The following is a 16274-nucleotide window of genomic DNA, read 5'->3' on the forward strand; positions in this document are numbered from 1 at the left end:
CGGACGCCGCGACCGGCGCGCGTCGGGCCGCGCGAGCGGGAACCGGGTCAGCGGTGCTGCTCGCGCAGCCGGTTCTTCAGCAGCTTGCCCGAGGCGTTGCGGGGCAGCGCGTCGGTGAACGTCACCGCGGCGGGGCACTTGAAGTGCGCCAGCCGTTCCCGGGTCCAGGCGATCAGGTCCGCCGCGGTGACGGGGGCGGCGTCGGGGCGGAGCACCACCACGGCGTGCGGGGCCTCGCCCCATTGCTGCGACGGGACGCCCACCACGGCGACCTCGGCGACGGCCGGATGGCCGGTGAGGACGCTCTCCACCTCGGCGGGGTACACGTTCTCGCCGCCGCTGACGATCATGTCCTTGAGGCGGTCGTGCAGGTAGAGGTAGCCGTCGGCGTCCAGGGAGCCGCCGTCGCCGGTGCGCAGCCGGCCGTCGGGCAGCAGCGCCGCCGCGGTCTCGGCGGGGCGCCGCCAGTAGCCCCGCATCACGTGGCCGCCGCCGATCACCACCTCGCCGCGGGTGCCGGGCGGCAGTTCGGTGAGCGTCTCCGGATCGACCACCTGGAGGTAGACGCCGGGCATGGGCCGGCCCGCCGAGGTCAGCCGGTGCTCCTCGCCGGGGCCGGGGAGGTGGTCCTCGGGGGCGAGCATGGTGACCCCGCCGGTGGACTCGGTCAGCCCGTAGGACTGGAGGAACTTGCAGCCGATGGTCCGCGTCGCCGCGTGGATCACCGGGAGGGGGATCGGGGAGGCGCCGTAGACCACGTACTTCAGCGCGCTCCAGTCGGCGTCCGCCACGTCGGGGAGCGCCACCAGGCGCTGGAGCAGGGTGGGCACCAGCGCCGCGTGCGACACCCGCCGCCGCACCAGCAGGTCCCGCAGCTCCCCGGCCTCGGTGGCCTGCTCCAGCAGCAGCGCCGCCCCGTTCACCACCGCGATCAGGGCGAGGCCGAAGCCGGAGATGTGGAAGTAGGGGATGGGCGCCATCGCGACGGACGTCTCGTCCAGCTCGATCTCGTAGTGCATGGTGGCCAGCGCCCGGCCGAGGTTGCGCCCGCCGAGCATGATCCCCTTGGGCAGCCCGGTGGTGCCCGAGGTGTAGAAGATCACCGCGGTGTCCTCGGGGTCGGGGCGGGCCCCGGGGTCGGTGCCGGGGTGCCCGGCCAGCCAGTCGCGGTACGGCGTGGTGCCGGGGTCGCCGTCGAGCGTCACCACCCGCGGGACGGTCCCGGGGGCGGGGGCGAGCCGGCCGTCGCCCGCACCGAGTACCAGCGCGGCGGGTTCGGCGTCGGCGAGGATCCCGGCGACCTCGCCGGGGGTGAGCCGGTTGTTCACCGCGGTGGCGATCGCCCCGAGCTTGGCCGCGCCGAACAGCACCTCCAGGAAGGAGGGGGCGTTCGCCCCGATGTAGGCGACCCGGTCCCCCGGCCCCACCCCGTCGGCCAGCAGCGCTTGCGCCACCTGGGACGAGCGGGCGTCGAGCTCGGCGAACGTGGTGGTGCGGTCCCGCTCGACGACGGCGGGCAGGTCGGGCGTGGCCGCGGCCCGGCGGCGCAGGATGTCGGCGAGCCGGTCCACCCGGGAGCCGTCGGCGTGCCGCGCGTACAGCGGGTCGGGGCGCTCCGTCATCGGGCGGCCCCCGCGGTGTAGGGGGCGAAGACGGGCGGCTCGAAGATGCCGGGCGGGGCGGCGACGACCTCGGGCAGGGCCCGGATCACCGGGCCGGACGTCACGAACTGCCCGGCGGTGGTGCGGCTGTTCGGGTCGTCGGGCTCGATCAGGTTGAGGGTCATGGTGAGGCCGGGCCGGCCGGTGACGGTGACCGTCCAGTGGTCGCGGCCGGCGTACCGGGGCAGCTCGGGGTCCATCGTCCAGACGATCGCCAGGGTGAGCGCCCGCCGGCCGCCGCTGATCACGTGCCAGCGCCACTCGGTGGCGGCGACCGTGCCGGCCCGGATGAGCCCGGCCGCGACCGTCAGGTCCCGGGGGGTGGTCTCGACGTGGTGGTCGGGTTCGATCCGGTCCACGGGCAGGCCCAGCCGCTCGGCCATGAAGGCGAGCGTCTCGGAGTAGAGCTTCCCGTAGAGGACGGGCAGCTCGCCCGCGGTCAGGTCGAGCGCGGCCGGGTCCGAGCCCATGCCCATCACGTCGAAGGCGAAGTTCGGGTCGGGTACCCGGCTGGCGTCCAGGACCTCGTCGATGCCGACGTGCTCCAGGTCCAGGCACACCCCGGTGAGCGCCAGCACGATGCGCTCGCCGACCACGCCGGGGCTGATGCCCACGCCGTACAGCGTGGTCCCGCCCGCGCGGCAGGCGTCGAGGAACATCTCCTCGCGTTCGCGGCCGTGCGCGCGGGGGAAGTGGTGCCCGGCGGTGGTGACGACGTTCTTGCCCGAGCGGAGCAGGGCGCAGATGTCGGCGTCGTGCGTCTCGTAGGGCACCTGGAGCCGGGGGGTGTGGATGACCACGTCGGCGGGGGTGGCGAGGATCTCCGCGCGATCCCGGGTGGCGATCACTCCGGTGGTGGGGCGGCGCGCGATGTCGCCGGCGTCCCGCCCGGCCTTGCGGTCGCCGTAGACGAACAGGCCGGCCAGTTCGAGGTCGGGCGAGTCGAGGACGGCGCGCAGGCAGGTCCGCCCGATCGCGCCGGTCGCCCACTGGATCACCCGGATGGTCATGACTCCTCCGTTCCGTCCGGGACGATCCGGACGAGCAGCCCCGCGATGCGGTGTTCGGCCGGGTGCGTGCCGCGCAGGTCGGCGGCGACGAGCCCGCGGCGGCCCGCCGCCGGGACGAACCGGATCGTCCCGGCGCCCGCCCGCAGGGACGTGGGGGAGGCGGGTTCGGTGTCCAGCAGGTGCGCCCACAGGGCGGTGGTCTCGGCGGGGGTGTCCACCGCGACGTCCACGGCGAGCAGGTCGAGCGCGGGGGCGGGCGGGTCCGGCATCGCCCAGTCGTCGTAGTGCCAGTGCTTGCCGGCGGGGATCCGGTCGGCTTCGAGCAGGACGCCGAGGTCCCCGGGGTGCAGCTGGACGATGTCGGCGCCGTGGAAGTCCTGCCGGTGCGCGATCCGCACCCCGCGGCCCTGCGCCCGCGCGACCAGCGCGTCGGTGTCGGGCACCCGGACGGCGACGACGTACCCGCCCTCGCCGCGGGCGAGGAACCGGTGCAGCGGCGATCCGGCGCCGGACGGCGCGACGATCTCCAGGTAGCTGCGGCCCAGGTTCAGGATCTCGTTGACCATGCCGAAGGCGGCGAGTTCGGGGTCGGGGACGCCGGGTGGCAGGCCGAGCACCGTCCGGGCGTGCCCGGCGGCCTCGGCCAGGTCCCGGGCGGCGGCCGTCGCCTGGATCAGCTCGGGCCCGCTCATCGGCCGGTCCGCAGCTCGCGGGCGTGCAGCAGCTTGGCGAGGGAGCGCTCGTAGCGGGCCGGGTCGCGGGCCATCCGGGCGCGGGCGTCCACGGCCATCCAGTCGGTGTCGGCCACCGGTTCGCCCTTGGCGACGGCGGTGAGCCCGGCCCGGGCGATGTCGCGGGGGTCCTCCTTGGTGCCGTCCACGTGGTCGGCCATCCGGGTGTCGACGGAGCCGACGATCAGCGCGGTGACCTGGGTGCCCTGCGGTTCCAGCTCGGCCCGGGTGATCGTGCTCAGCCAGAGCGCGGCGGCCTTGGCGGGGGAGTAGCCGCCCATGAACGGGGCGGGCACCATGGCGGCGACGGACAGCACGTTGGCGATGGCGCCGCCGCCGTTGGCCGCCAGCACCGGGGCGAAGGCGCGGGTCATGGCGAGGGTGCCGAAGTAGTTGACCTCCATCTCCGCGCGGGCGGCGTCGGGGTCGCCGGTCAGCACCAGGCGCTGGTTGGTGAACAGCCCGGCGTTGTTGATGAGCAGGGACACGTCCGGGCAGGACTGGGCGGCCGCGGCGACCTGCTCGGGGTCGGTGACGTCCAGCCGGATCGGGACGGCGCCCGCCGCCAGCAGGCCGGCGTCGATGCCGGCGGGTTCGCGGGCGGCGGCGTAGACGCGGGCGGCGCCGCGCTCCAGCAGTTCGGCGACGAAGGCCTGGCCGATGCCGCGGTTGCCGCCGGTCACCAGCGCGGTGATCCCGTTGAGCTCGATCATCGCGTGTCTCCGTCCTGGTAGAGCAGGTCGTCGGGGTACTTGCCGCCGCGGGCGAGGACGGACGGGTCGGGGACGAGCATGCCGAACAGCCAGGTCTCGGCCGCGGGGGCGTCGTGGCTCCACTCCCAGACCAGCGCGCGGTGGGCGATGCCCCAGCGGTCGTCGCGGCGCTCCAGCCGGTCGATGATCCGGGCGCCGACGAAGGCGTGCCCGATGCCGTCGGGGGTGCGGACCCGGCTGAACGTGGTGACGTACGACTCGGCCCGGGCCTGATCACCGTCGAGGTCGATCAGCACGTTGGTCATGCAGTGCATGGTGCGGGCGCGGGGGTGCGTCAGCACGTCGGCGATGCCGGCCACGTAGTCGCGGGCGGAGCCGGTGAAGACGCCGCCGTGGTCCTCGGTGGCGTCCGGCAGGTAGCACGCGAGAACGCCTTCGACGTCGCCGCGGTCCACGGCGCGCAGGTACCGCGCCAGCACCTCGTAGATCTCTTGTTTGTCCAGCAGCGCCTGGTATCGGTCGCTCACCTTGGCCTCCTTCGGGTGATCCTCCGCACAGGCAAGCTACAACTAAGAGAGTGACTTGGCCAAGGGGTTCGTGCCAGTGAAGATAACGAGCCGCTTTCAAGCCGTTGACGTGGTCACTCTTTTTGCTGTAGCAAGTATGTGACCGGCAACACACTGGTAACTGTAGTGTCACTCACCGGAGGATCGCTGCGGATGTCACCGTCTCCCGACCAGCCACCCGAGCTCAGGATTTCTGAGGTCACCCTGCGGTTCGGTGGCGTCACCGCCCTGGACCGGGTGTCCCTCACGGTGGCGCCCGGCGAGATCTGCGGGCTCATCGGCCCCAACGGCGCGGGCAAGACCACCCTGTTCAACTGCGTCACCCGGATCTACCGGCCGGACGCCGGGACGATCACCTTCGGCGACGCCGACCTCACCCGGGCCCGGCCGCACCGGATCGTCCGGCTCGGCATCGCCCGGACGTTCCAGAACCTCGCGCTCTTCCCGTCCCTGACGGTGCTGGAGAACACCCTGGTCGGGGCGCACTCCCGCACCCCGGCGGGCTTCACCGCCGCGACGCTCGGCTGGCCCGGCACCACCGCCCGGCACCGCCGGCTGGCGGCCGAGGCGCTGGACATCCTCACCGACCTGGGCCTGCGCGACGACGCCCACCGGCCCGCCGCCGGCCTGCCGTTCGGCACGCTCAAGCGGGTCGAGCTGGCCCGCGCGCTGGCCGCCCGGCCCCGGCTGCTGCTGCTGGACGAACCCGCCGGCGGGCTCACCCACGCCGAGGTCGCCGACCTGGGCGGGCTGATCAGGCGGCTGTCCACCGAGCGCGGCTTCGGCGTCCTGCTCGTCGAGCACCACATGGGGATGGTCATGAGCATTTCCGACCACGTGGTCGCCTTGGAGTTCGGCCGCAAGATCGCCGACGGCGAGCCGGCCGAGGTCCGCAACTCCGAGCGCGTCGTCGCCGCCTACCTGGGGAAGGCGTCATGAGCCTGCTGGAGGTGACCGGCCTGACCGCCGGCTACGGCCCGGCGCGGGTGCTGCACGGCATCGACCTGACGGTGGACGACGGCGAGGTCGTCGTGGTGCTCGGCGCCAACGGCGCCGGCAAGACCACCACCATGCGGGCGCTGGCCGGGGCCATCCCGCACCAGGGCTCGATCGTCTTCGACGGCGCCCCGCTGACCGGGCTGCGGCCCGACACGATCGTCGGCCGCGGCATCAGCCTGGTGCCGCAGGGCCGCGGCACGTTCTCCCACCTCAGCGTGCTGGAGAACCTCCGGGTCGGCGCCGCCCGACGCCGCGACAAGGCGGAGATCGCCGCGGACATCGACCGCTGGTGCGAGGTCTTCCCCCGGCTGCGGGAACGCTCCGGCCAGGAGGCGGGCACCCTGTCGGGCGGCGAGCAGCAGATGCTCGCCGTGGCGCGGGCCCTGATGAGCCGGCCCCGGCTGCTGCTGTGCGACGAGCCCAGCCTCGGCCTGGCCCCCGTCATCGTGGCCGAGCTGTTCCGCACCCTCGCCGAGATCAACCGCGAGCAGGGCACCGCGCTGCTCCTCGTCGAGCAGAACGCCGAACTGGCCCTGGGCATCGCCGACCGGGTCCACCTGCTGGAGGTCGGCCGGGTCGTCGCCGCCGGGCCGGTGGCGGAGTTCCGCGACAACGAGTCGGTCCGGCGCGCCTACCTCGGTGACTAGGAGAAGCCGATGGACATCTTTCTGGAGCGCCTCTTCGACGGCGTCACCAACGGCGCCGTGTACGCGATCATGGCGCTGGCCCTGGTCGTCGTCTTCCGCGGCACCGGGACGATCAACTTCGCCCAGGGCGAGATGGCGCTGTTCACCACCTACGTCGCCTGGGCGCTGACCACCCAGGACGTGCCCGTCTGGATCGCGGCGCTGGTCGCCGCCGCGATCGGGTTCGTGCTCGGCGCGGTGACCGAACGCACCCTGATCCGGCCGGTCCGCCGGCGCAACGACATGGCCACGCTGGTCGTGGCGCTGGGGTTGTTCACCGGGTTCAACGCGCTGGCCGGGCTGCTGTTCAACTCCGAGACCAAGACCATGCCCAGCCTGTTCCCCGGCGGGGAGAGCGACTACGTCGCGGTCGGCGGGGCCCGGCTGTACTGGGACGCCCTCGGCGTCTGGCTGTTCGTGATCCTGGTGATCGGCGCGGTGTTCTGGCTGTTCAACCGGACCCGGCTCGGCCTGCACATGCGGGCCGTGGCCGACAACCCCGAGTCGGCGGCGCTCAGCGGCGTGCCCACCGGGCGGATCCTGATGCTCGGCTGGGGGCTGGCCGGGATCATCGGCTCGCTCGCCGGGGTCCTGGTCACGCCGCTGTCCCCGCACCAGCTCAGCCTGACCACGATGTTCCCGATCCTGATCTACGCCTCGGCGGCGGCGCTGTTCGGCGGGCTCGACAGCCCGATCGGCGCGGTCGTCGGCGGGCTCGTCATCGGGGTCCTCGAAATGATGATCACCGGCTACGTCGAGTTCATCGGCGGCACCCTGCCGCAGACCGCGGCGCTGGTCGTGATCGTCCTCATCCTCCTGTTCCGGCCGACCGGCCTGTTCGGTTCCCGTCAGATGGAGCGCCTGTGAGCACGAAGACAGTGGACGTTCCGGTCGAGAAGCCCGCACCGGCGGGACGGTTCCCGATCACGATCGTCCGGGGGTCCGGGCGGTACCGGGCCGGGCAGCTCGGCCTGGTCGCGTTGGTGGCGCTGCTGCTGCTGGCCGGGGCGAGCGCGGAGCCGTTCCGGGTCGGCCAGTTCACCAGCGTGCTGATCTTCGCGATCGCGATCAGCGGGCTGAACCTGGCCACCGGCTACACCGGGCTGCTGTCCATCGGGCACTCGGCCTTCTTCGGGCTGGGCGCCTACACCACCGGGATCCTGGTGGTGTCCTACGGCTGGGAGCCGCTGGCCACCCTGCCGGTGGGGGTCGTGCTGTCCTTCCTGATCGGCGTGGTCGTCGGGCTGCCCGCGCTGCGGATCCGCGGCCTGTACCTGGCCCTGGTCACGCTGGCGGTCGGGGTGGCCTTCCCCGAACTGGTCAAGCGGTTCGCCGACTTCACCGGCGGCGCGGCCGGGCTGGTGATCCGGGCCCGGCAGCTCGCCCCGCCCGACTGGACGGGCCTGCGGCTGGGGCAGCGGCACCTGTGGCTGTACTGGCTCAGCGCGGTGATCCTGATCCTGGTGCTGCTGGCCGTGCGCAACCTGACCCGCAGCCGGGTCGGCATAGCGATGGTCGCCACCCGGGACAACGAGATCGCCGCCGCGGCCTCCGGGGTGGACCTGGCCGTCGTCAAGACCGCCGTGTTCGGGCTCTCCGGCGCGATCACCGGGCTGGCCGGCGGGCTGTTCGCGATGTACATCGGGGCGCTGTCGCCCGACGGGTCGTTCACGCTGCTCAAGTCGATCGAGCTGATCACCGGCCTGTTCGTCGGCGGCGCGGCGACCCTGCTGGGCCCGGTGGTCGGGGCCTTCGCCGTCGTCTTCATCCCCTACTACAGCGCCGACCTGGCGTCCGGGCACGTGTCCGGGATCGTCTTCGGAGCGGTGCTCATCCTGATCGTCTTCCTGATGCCCGAGGGGGCCGTCGGACTGCTCAACCGGCTCGGCCGGCGGATCGTCCGCATCACCACAGCAGCCGAGACCGGCTCCGACGCCGGGCGGTCCGCCGCGCACTCGGCCGAGAAAGAGGGAGAACCCCGATGAAACCCAGATACCTGACCGCACTGGGCCTGTCCGCCGTGCTGCTGCTGGCGGGCTGCGGCTCCTCCGGTGACGAGGAGCCGCAGGCGGCCGGCGGCGGAGTCGTCACCGCCGACGACTGCGCCGACCCGGCCGCCGCCAAGGAGAAGATCACCGGCACCCTCAAGGTCGGCTGGAGCGGCGCCACCTCCGGCCCGCTGGCCCAGGCCGTGGGGCTCGTCATCGAGGGCATGCGCACCCGGTTCGCGGTGGCCAACGCGGCCGGCGGGGTCAACGGGGTCAAGCTCGAAATGGTCGTCAAGGACGACGCCTTCAACCCCGAGAAGGCCAAGACCAACGTCAACGAGATGATCCAGAAGGACAAGGTCCACGTCCTGGAGACGTTCGGCTCGGGCCAGCTCAACGCGGTCGCCGACGACCAGAACGAGGCGTGCGTGCCGCTGCTGTTCGGGCAGGCGTCCGTGCCGGCCTACCGGGACGCCAAGAACTTCCCGTGGACCACCGAGTACCTGCCCTCGTCCGACATCGAGATGGCCGCCATCGTCGAGCAGATCAAGAAGAAGTACCCGAACGGCACCGAGGTGGCGCTGGCGGTCAACCAGACCGAGTCCGGCCAGGGCTACGCCACCGGCTTCAAGAACGCCATCAAGGGCACCAACATCAAGATCGCCAAAGAGGCGCCGAGCACCGACCCGAACGCGGCGATCACCACCCTCAAGACCAGCAACGCCAAGGTCCTGGTGAACGCGGTCATCACCGGCGACTGCCTGCCGCTGACCCAGGCGCTGGGCCGCTCCGGCTGGAAGCCCGAGGCCGTCTTCCAGCCCGCCAACTGCGTGGACGGCAAGATGCTCTACGAGCCGGCCGGCGCCGCCGCCGACGGGCAGCAGATCATGGTCTGGCTGAAGGACCCGGGCAACCCGCTCTACGCCGGCGACGCGGCCGTCAAGCAGTACCTCGCCGACACCGCCAAGCACGGCAACAAGCACGCGCTGAACAACTACACCGTCAACGGCTGGGCCATCGGCGACCTGATGATCGACGCGTTCACCAAGGCCGCGCAGTCCCCCGACGGCCTCAGCAAGCTCGGGATCATGAAGGTGGCGCGCACCCAGAGCTACCAGCCGCCGATGTTCATCGACGGCGTCAAGTGGACGATGACCCCCGCCCAGTCGCTGGGAATCGTGTCGTTCCGCCCGTTCGCCTGGAACGCCGGCAAGAAGGTCTTCGAACCGACCGGTGACGTCATCGACATGTCCAGCCGTTACAAGTAAGAACGCTCACACGCGGGGCCGGGGACGCCCGGCCCCGCACCCACCTGGGGGACGACCCCCGGACGCCCGAAAACGCGCCGGCCGGCCCGGCAGGAAGGAGCCAAGGCATGAACCACCGGGGCCTGCACCCTCCCGAGCGGGTCGAGGAGTACACCGCCCGCGGCTGGTGGACCGGCGAGACGCTGGACGAGTTGTTCCGCGCCCGGGTGGCGGCCGCACCCGACCGGCTCGCCGTGGTCGACCCCGCCAACCGCCGGGACCTGGTCGGCACCGACCCCCGCCGGCTGACCTGGCGGGAACTCGATGACGAGGTCGTCGCGCTGGCCGGCACGCTGCTGCGGCACGGCCTGGGGCAGGGCGACGTGCTCGCCGTCCAGCTGCCCAACACGATCGAGCTGGTCTGCGCCTACCTGGCCTGCTGGCGGCTGGGCGTCGTCATCTCGCCGCTGCCGGTGCAGTACCGCGAGCACGAGGTGAAGGCGCTGGGCGCGGTGGCCGGCTTCACCGCCTTCCTGACCCTCGCCCGGATGGGCGAGCGGGAACTCGCGGCCGAGGCGCTGGCCGCCGGCGTCCCGGTGCTGTCCTACGGCACGGACCTGCCCGCCGGCGCGGTGCCGGTGGACGGCACGCCCGCCGACCGCGAGACCGTCGAGGCGTACGCCGCCGCGCACCCCGCCGACCCCAACGACTGCGTCACGATCTGCTGGACGTCGGGCACCGAGAGCACCCCCAAGGGCGTGCCGCGGACCCACCACGACTGGATCGCGATGAGCTGGAACACCATCGACGCCCCGGGCCTGACCGGCGACGACGTGCTGCTCAACCCGTTCCCGATGGTGAACATGGCCGGCATCAACGGGATGTTCCTGCCCTGGCTGCGGGTCGGCGGGGTGCTCGTCCAGCACCACCCGTTCGACCTGCCGACGTTCCTGCGGCAGATCGCCGCCGAGCGGGCGACCTACACGGTGGCCCCGCCGCCGCTGCTGAACCTGCTGCTGGCTAGGAAGGAGCTGCTGGCCGCCGCCGACATCTCCTCGCTGCGGCTGATCGGCTCCGGGTCGGCCCCGCTGGCCCCCGCCATGGTGCGGGGCTGGCAGGAGACCCACGGCATCGGCGTGATCAACTTCTTCGGTTCCAACGAGGGCATCGGGCTGCTCACCGCGCCGCGCGACGTCCCCGACCCCGAGCAGCGGGCCCGCTACTTCCCCCGGTACGGGGTGCCGGGCATCACCTGGAGCTCCCGGACCGCCGAGTCCATCCAGGTCAAGCTGGTCGACACCGTGACCGGCGCGGAGATCACCGAACCGGGCGTGCCCGGCGAGCTGCGGATCAAGGGCCCGATGGTGTTCCCCGGCTATGTCGGCGGGGAGCGGCTGGCCAGCCCGTTCGACGAGGACGGCTTCCTGAAGACCGGCGACGTGTTCATGATCGCCGGGGATCGGGACCAGTTCCTGGAGTACGTCGACCGGGCCAAGGACCTCGTCATCCGGGGCGGCATGAACATCGCCCCGGCCGAGCTGGAGGGCCTGCTCGCCGCGCACCCGGACGTCGCCGAGGTCTCCGTGATCGGCGTGCCCGACGAGACGTTCGGCGAGCGGGTGTGCGCGGTGGTGGTGCCGGTCGAGGGCGCGACCGTGACCCTCGACTCGCTCGTCGCGCACCTGCGCGAACGGAAGATCGCCTCCTTCAAGCTGCCCGAGCGGCTGGAGGTGCGCACCGTCCTGCCGCGCAGCCCGCTCGGCAAAGTCCTCAAGCGCGAGTTGCGCGCCGAACTCGGCAAGGGAGCCTGACCATGGACGACGCCGCCAAGATCAAGGTCGTCACCGACATGATCGACGCCTGGAACGCCACCGATTGGGAGCGGGTGGTCGCCCTGTTCGCCCCCGACGGGGTGCTGCACAGCGTGATGTCCGCCCCGGTCGTCGGCCACGCGGCGATCCGGGAGCGGCTGGCCGTGCTCTCCGACGGGCTGGAGTCCCTCGACATCCGGACGAAGGCGGTGGGCGTCATCGGCGGCCGGGTCTTCGTCGAGCGGCTCGACGTCTTCGACGTGCGGGGCAACCACGGCGAGGTGCCGGTGGTCGGCATCCTGACCATCGAGGACGGCCTGGTCACCGAGTGGCTGGAGTACTACGACCGGGCCACCCTGCTCAGCGGGATGGGGCTGACCGCGGACTTCGCGCACTGATCCGACGCGCCGGCTTCAGGGGCCGGCCGTCAGATCGTCGACGGCCTGCTCCAGCCGGCGCATCGGCACCGAGTCGCCGGTGAATCCCCGGATGGCCATGAGCAGTTCCGGCAGCCCGTCGGAGTAGTCCAGGCAGGTGCGCAGGATGGCGAGGGTGTCGGCGCGCGCCTCGCCATGCCGCGGGATCACCCCCGCGATCTCCGGGGCGAGCATGCGCACCACCTGCTCCCGGTTGCGCTCCATCGCCATCACCGGGATGTCGAGCATCAGGTCGACCAGCTCGAACAGGATCTGGTTGGCGGTTCGGGGTCGCGGAGCCCGCCGCGGCGGCACAGCGGGCGACCCGTTCGGCGCGACGACCGCCCCGCCCGGGGCGGTGCCGGGCAGCCGCATCCCCGGCACCCGGACCCAGGCGGTATCCGAGGTCTCCTTCACCTGGACCTCGATCCGCCGGTAGTCGGCCGGGTCCACCAGCCCCCGGCCGTGCCGGACCACGTCCTCGTACACCCGCTGCGACACCGCCAGCGCCAGGTGCGCGCCGGAGTCGCGCAGCACGTCCTTGAACGGGGTGGCGTCCAGGATGCGGAAGGTGTGGTTGACGGCCGTGCCCACCAGGCCGTTGCCGTCCGAGTGCGCCGCACCGGTGTGCACGGCGACGCGCAGCCGCAACTGCGCGGCCTCGTTGGAGAAGTCGTTGTGCCGCCGCACTTCGGCCCGGAGCAGATCGACCACCGACGACAGCAGCAGGCCCGTATCCGCCTGCGGTGGAACTGCGAGCATCGCGCCATCGCCCCGGTCCTCCCGGTAACACTCCTCGAACGGGACGCCTCCTTTGTCGAAGCCGTGCTCCAGACTCGCGTAAAGCACGTGCCGCATGTGGGTTCGGGCCTCGTCGGTCCGGCGCCGGTCGCCGAACGCGGCGATGTCACAGACGAACATGGTGCACGTTCCGGACGGTCGCCACCGTGCGGCGGCGTTGCTCACCGGTTCGGGCATGACGGACCGCCTTCTCGTCGGGGACGACAGTCCCAACTGTGAGACTCCGGACACCTGCGAAAAAGGGCGTATGACACATACGGGGCAGCGTGGGCGCGGCCTGCTGTGACACCGGAGCAAATCCAGCGCTGGGAGGATGCTGGTGGTTATGATCAGCGAGTTATTGGTGCGATCCACGGCACCACCGAACAACCTGGATGCGTCTCCTCTGCCCGGGGCGTTGTCCGATGTTGCTCAGAGAGGGACCGTTCCGTGCGTACTATGCGTGACGAGATCGAATCGGAACTGTTCGACCTCAGCGCTCTTCCTCTGGACCGGCTGCGCGAGCTCGATGACACCGTGCTGGGCGCGGCGTTGGAACGAGTGCAGGCGGAAGCGGAAAAGCCCGGCAAGGCGGTATCGGGTTTCGACAGCATCATCTGAGTGCCCTGGCAGGGGCCCGGCCGACCACGTAGCCTCGCACAATGCTCTTAGGCCACCAACTCTCGGCGCGCGAATGGCCAGATCAGGGACTGGACGTCGATGGCCTTCGGGCTTCGGGCTGGCGGCCTGTGCCGTTCCGCCAATTCGTCCTCAAGATCCATGGCCGCTGTAATCTCGCCTGCGACTACTGCTATGTGTTTGAGTCCGCCGACCAGAGTTGGCGGGCACGGCCCGCGGCGATGCCCGCCGAGACGATCCGACGGGTCGCCGACCGGATCGCCCGGCACGCCACGGCGCACGGGCTGGACGAGGTCGAGGTCGTACTGCACGGCGGCGAACCCATGCTGGCCGGTCTCGACCTGATCGATTCCGCGGTACGTGAGATGCGTGCGGCGGCGCCCGCGGGCTGCCGGGTGGGCGTGACCATGCAGACCAACGGGGTGTTGCTGACCCGGCGGGCTCTCGACCTGCTCGGCGGGCACGACGTCGGCATCGCCGTGAGCCTGGACGGCGATCGCACCGGGCACGACCGGCACCGCCGGTACGCTAACGGCCGGGGCAGCCATGCCGCCGTCATGCGGGCGCTCGACCTGCTCGCCGGGCCCTACCGTCCGCTGTACCGCGGCCTGCTCTGCACGATCGACCTGGCCAACGACCCGTTGCGTACGCTCGACGCGCTGCTGGAGTCCGAACCGCCACGAATCGACTTCCTCCTCCCCCACGGCACCTGGTCGGAGCCCCCGCCCGGCCGGGAACCGCACGGCACCGGCACACCCTATGCGGACTGGCTGATCACCGTGTTCGACCACTGGTACGGGAACCGGCCCCGGCGAGCGGGGATCCGGTACTTCGAAGAGATCATCAACCTGCTCCTCGGCGGGCACAGTCGCAGCGAGAACATCGGCCTCTCCCCGGTCGCCCTGGTCGTCGTGGACACCGACGGCACCATGCAGCAGGTCGACACGCTCAAGACATCTTTCGCCGGGGCCCCGGAGACAGGGCTCTCCGTCCACGACCACGACTTCGACGCGGCACTCCGCCATCCCGGGGTCGTCGCCCGGCAGATCGGTCTGGCCGCACTCTGCGACACCTGTATGGGCTGCCCCGTCCGGGACGTCTGCGGCGGTGGGGCCTACACGCATCGCCACCAGGCGGGACGGGGTTTCCAGAACCCCTCGGTCTACTGCGCCGACCTCCGAAAGCTGATCGAGCACATCGGTGACCGGATCCGCCGCGACCTCGCCACGCTACAAGGCCGGAGCCGATGATCGACAAACACCGCCTGCCGATCCGTGCCTTCGACGCACTCGCCGTAGGACGCCCTGATCCGGAGACCGTGCGGACCCTGCGGAACGCGGCCCTCAGCAAGCAGATGCTTCGGCTCCACGTGCTGCTGGAATCGTCGGAGTCATTCGATCGCTCCGCGTTCGACCTGCTCGCAGAAGTGCAGCGAAAGGCCCCGGAGGCCGTAGCCGAGGTGCTGCTCTACCCGAATGTGGTCGCATGGGCCGCCGCCTGCCTCAGCCGGTCGTATGGCTCATCGGCGGACCGTATGGCGGTCGCCGCCGATTTCACGCACCTCGGCGGCATCGCGGCCGCCGCCGTGCTCTCGGGTGGCCTGGATCTGCCCGCGACCGTCCCAGTGCGCCGCGGGCTCGTCGCACTGCCCGGTCTGGGCTGCGCCGAGATCGGAACCGAGTCGGTGGACGGCACGGCCCGGGTCCGCCCGCTGGCGGGCGGCGGCGCGGAGATCTCTACCGGCCACCGGACCGTCGTCCTGCCCGCGGACCCCGAGGCCGTCGCGCCGGGCTGGCACGGCCTGCGCCGGCTCAGCAGTACCCACGGAGGACGGACCATCGTCGTCCTGCTGGACGACCTGGACCCCTTCCGGGACACGCACCGGCTCGGCGCGGCGGTCCGGCTGCCCACCGCGGCCGTCGAGAACTGGCGACGGGCGCTGGACGGCGCGTGGGAGATCCTCACCCGCCACCATCCCGAACGAGCCGCCGCGCTCGCGGCCGGGCTGAGAGTCGTGACCCCGCTGGAGCACCGGGGCGGGGGGCGAGAACGCAGCGCCAGCAGTGCGGACGCGCCGGGTGCCCTGGCCGCGACCCTGCCGGGCGACCCCCTCCTGCTGGCCGAGACGCTGGTGCACGAGTTCCAGCACGACACCCTGTCGGCCCTGCTGGACCTCGTCCCCCTGCACCGGGCCGACCCGGAGGAACGGCTGTACGCCCCATGGAGGGACGACCCCAGGCCACTGGGCGGCCTGTTCCAGGGGGCGTACGCGTACCTCGGGGTGACCGATTTCTGGGGTCGCCTGCAGGCGGAGTCCACCGGGCCTGACGCGTCCTACGCCCAGTACACGTTCGCGCTCTGGCGCGACCAGACACGGCGAGCGATCGACTCGATTCGGCGTTCCGGCGGTATCACCGAGGCCGGAACCCGTTTTGTGGCCGGAATGTACGCCGCCCTGGAAGAGTGGGCGCACGTGCCGGTACCGGCCATGCCGCGCCGGCTGGCCCAGGACACCGCCGCCGAGCACACGCTCACCTGGCGGCTGCGGCACCTGCGCCCGGACCCGGGCTGGCTCGAGCCCGCGGCCGCGGCCTGGCCTGGCGGAACGGTCCCCGCACCGGCGGGGCCACCGGTACTGGCCCCTGCCGCCGGATCCGGACCGAGCGGGGCCAGGGCGGAACTCCGGCGGTTGTGGCTGCGCCGGCCGGCGGAGTTCGCGCGGGCGACCGGGCATCCGGGAGACCGGGCCCAGGTGGCCGGCGACTACGAGGAGGCCCTCGGGCACTACGCGGTCGGTCCCGCCTCGGCGGAGGAGTGGGCCGCGCTCGCGGTCTGCGCCCGGCGGGTCGATGCCGGGCCGGCCGCCGAGGTGCTGGTGACGCTGCCGGAGACGGTCGCCGCGGTCCACCGGGAAATCGTCCGGTGCGGCGGAGACCCGCCGGAACCGCTGGAACTGGCGCGCTGGCTGGGGCCCGTGCTGGCGGCCCCAGCCGGTGACTGGACCTCTTCGGTCGGGTTGGCCTGACC

16 protein-coding genes are annotated in these 16274 nt (G+C 72.2%); 10 read left to right on the forward strand and 6 right to left on the reverse strand.

Going from position 1 to position 16274, the window contains the following annotated elements; translation table 11 throughout:
• Positions 1-47: 47 nt before the first annotated feature.
• The 5 genes from DPM19_RS22495 to DPM19_RS22515 are packed head-to-tail and all read right to left on the reverse strand — an operon-like array spanning position 48 to position 4642.
• The gene (locus DPM19_RS22495) at positions 48-1622 is read right to left on the reverse strand and encodes an AMP-binding protein (RefSeq protein ID WP_111869978.1); all 1575 of its coding nucleotides are present in this window, start codon (positions 1620-1622) and stop codon (positions 48-50) included.
• The gene (locus tag DPM19_RS22500; RefSeq protein ID WP_111869979.1) at positions 1619-2671 is read right to left on the reverse strand and encodes an NAD(P)H-dependent amine dehydrogenase family protein; all 1053 of its coding nucleotides are present in this window, start codon (positions 2669-2671) and stop codon (positions 1619-1621) included. The genes DPM19_RS22495 and DPM19_RS22500 overlap by 4 nt, the downstream gene beginning before the upstream one ends.
• Entirely contained in the window at positions 2668-3363 is a 696-nt protein-coding gene (locus DPM19_RS22505) for a VOC family protein (protein ID WP_111869980.1), read from the reverse strand. Before DPM19_RS22505 ends, DPM19_RS22500 begins: the two co-directional genes overlap by 4 nt.
• On the reverse strand, positions 3360-4115 hold the full coding sequence (locus DPM19_RS22510; protein WP_111869981.1) for an SDR family oxidoreductase: 756 nt from the start codon (positions 4113-4115) through the stop codon (positions 3360-3362). The genes DPM19_RS22505 and DPM19_RS22510 overlap by 4 nt, the downstream gene beginning before the upstream one ends.
• The gene (locus tag DPM19_RS22515; protein WP_111869982.1) at positions 4112-4642 is read right to left on the reverse strand and encodes a nuclear transport factor 2 family protein; all 531 of its coding nucleotides are present in this window, start codon (positions 4640-4642) and stop codon (positions 4112-4114) included. Before DPM19_RS22515 ends, DPM19_RS22510 begins: the two co-directional genes overlap by 4 nt.
• Positions 4643-4834: 192 nt before the next feature.
• Here DPM19_RS22515 and DPM19_RS22520 point away from each other — a divergent pair, with 192 nt between their 5' ends.
• From DPM19_RS22520 to DPM19_RS22550, 7 genes are all read left to right on the forward strand, one after another.
• Positions 4835-5620 carry an ABC transporter ATP-binding protein gene (locus DPM19_RS22520; protein WP_111869983.1) on the forward strand — a complete coding sequence of 262 codons (786 nt, stop codon included), beginning with the start codon at positions 4835-4837 and terminating at the stop codon, positions 5618-5620.
• Positions 5617-6327, forward strand: a complete 711-nt coding sequence (locus tag DPM19_RS22525) for an ABC transporter ATP-binding protein (protein WP_111869984.1) — start codon at positions 5617-5619, stop codon at positions 6325-6327. Before DPM19_RS22520 ends, DPM19_RS22525 begins: the two co-directional genes overlap by 4 nt.
• Positions 6328-6336: 9 nt before the next feature.
• A complete protein-coding gene (locus DPM19_RS22530) occupies positions 6337-7233 on the forward strand; it encodes a branched-chain amino acid ABC transporter permease (RefSeq protein WP_111869985.1) in 897 nt (298 codons plus the stop codon).
• Positions 7230-8351 carry a branched-chain amino acid ABC transporter permease gene (locus DPM19_RS22535; RefSeq protein WP_111869986.1) on the forward strand — a complete coding sequence of 374 codons (1122 nt, stop codon included), beginning with the start codon at positions 7230-7232 and terminating at the stop codon, positions 8349-8351. Before DPM19_RS22530 ends, DPM19_RS22535 begins: the two co-directional genes overlap by 4 nt.
• A complete protein-coding gene (locus DPM19_RS22540; RefSeq protein ID WP_111869987.1) occupies positions 8348-9622 on the forward strand; it encodes an ABC transporter substrate-binding protein in 1275 nt (424 codons plus the stop codon). Before DPM19_RS22535 ends, DPM19_RS22540 begins: the two co-directional genes overlap by 4 nt.
• Before the next feature lie 107 nt (positions 9623-9729).
• Complete coding sequence (locus DPM19_RS22545; RefSeq protein ID WP_111869988.1) at positions 9730-11412, forward strand: class I adenylate-forming enzyme family protein; 1683 nt, start codon at positions 9730-9732, stop codon at positions 11410-11412.
• A 2-nt stretch (positions 11413-11414) separates the two neighbouring features.
• The gene (locus DPM19_RS22550) at positions 11415-11810 is read left to right on the forward strand and encodes a nuclear transport factor 2 family protein (RefSeq protein WP_111869989.1); all 396 of its coding nucleotides are present in this window, start codon (positions 11415-11417) and stop codon (positions 11808-11810) included.
• A 15-nt stretch (positions 11811-11825) separates the two neighbouring features.
• Here DPM19_RS22550 and DPM19_RS22555 read toward each other — a convergent pair whose 3' ends face one another.
• Positions 11826-12806 carry an effector-associated domain 2-containing protein gene (locus tag DPM19_RS22555; protein ID WP_146778951.1) on the reverse strand — a complete coding sequence of 327 codons (981 nt, stop codon included), beginning with the start codon at positions 12804-12806 and terminating at the stop codon, positions 11826-11828.
• A 261-nt stretch (positions 12807-13067) separates the two neighbouring features.
• Here DPM19_RS22555 and fxsA point away from each other — a divergent pair, with 261 nt between their 5' ends.
• Genes fxsA through DPM19_RS22570 form a run of 3 tightly spaced genes read left to right on the forward strand, consistent with a single transcriptional unit; the run spans position 13068 to position 16272 of the window.
• On the forward strand, positions 13068-13229 hold the full coding sequence (gene fxsA, locus DPM19_RS22560) for an FxSxx-COOH cyclophane-containing RiPP peptide (RefSeq protein ID WP_111869991.1): 162 nt from the start codon (positions 13068-13070) through the stop codon (positions 13227-13229).
• Positions 13230-13270: 41 nt separating this feature from the next.
• On the forward strand, positions 13271-14497 hold the full coding sequence (locus DPM19_RS22565; protein ID WP_111869992.1) for an FxsB family cyclophane-forming radical SAM/SPASM peptide maturase: 1227 nt from the start codon (positions 13271-13273) through the stop codon (positions 14495-14497).
• Positions 14494-16272 carry an HEXXH motif domain-containing protein gene (locus DPM19_RS22570; protein WP_111869993.1) on the forward strand — a complete coding sequence of 593 codons (1779 nt, stop codon included), beginning with the start codon at positions 14494-14496 and terminating at the stop codon, positions 16270-16272. The genes DPM19_RS22565 and DPM19_RS22570 overlap by 4 nt, the downstream gene beginning before the upstream one ends.
• Positions 16273-16274 lie beyond the last annotated feature (2 nt).

This window comes from Actinomadura craniellae (assembly GCF_003289645.1).
GTDB lineage: Bacteria > Actinomycetota > Actinomycetes > Streptosporangiales > Streptosporangiaceae > Actinomadura_D > Actinomadura_D craniellae.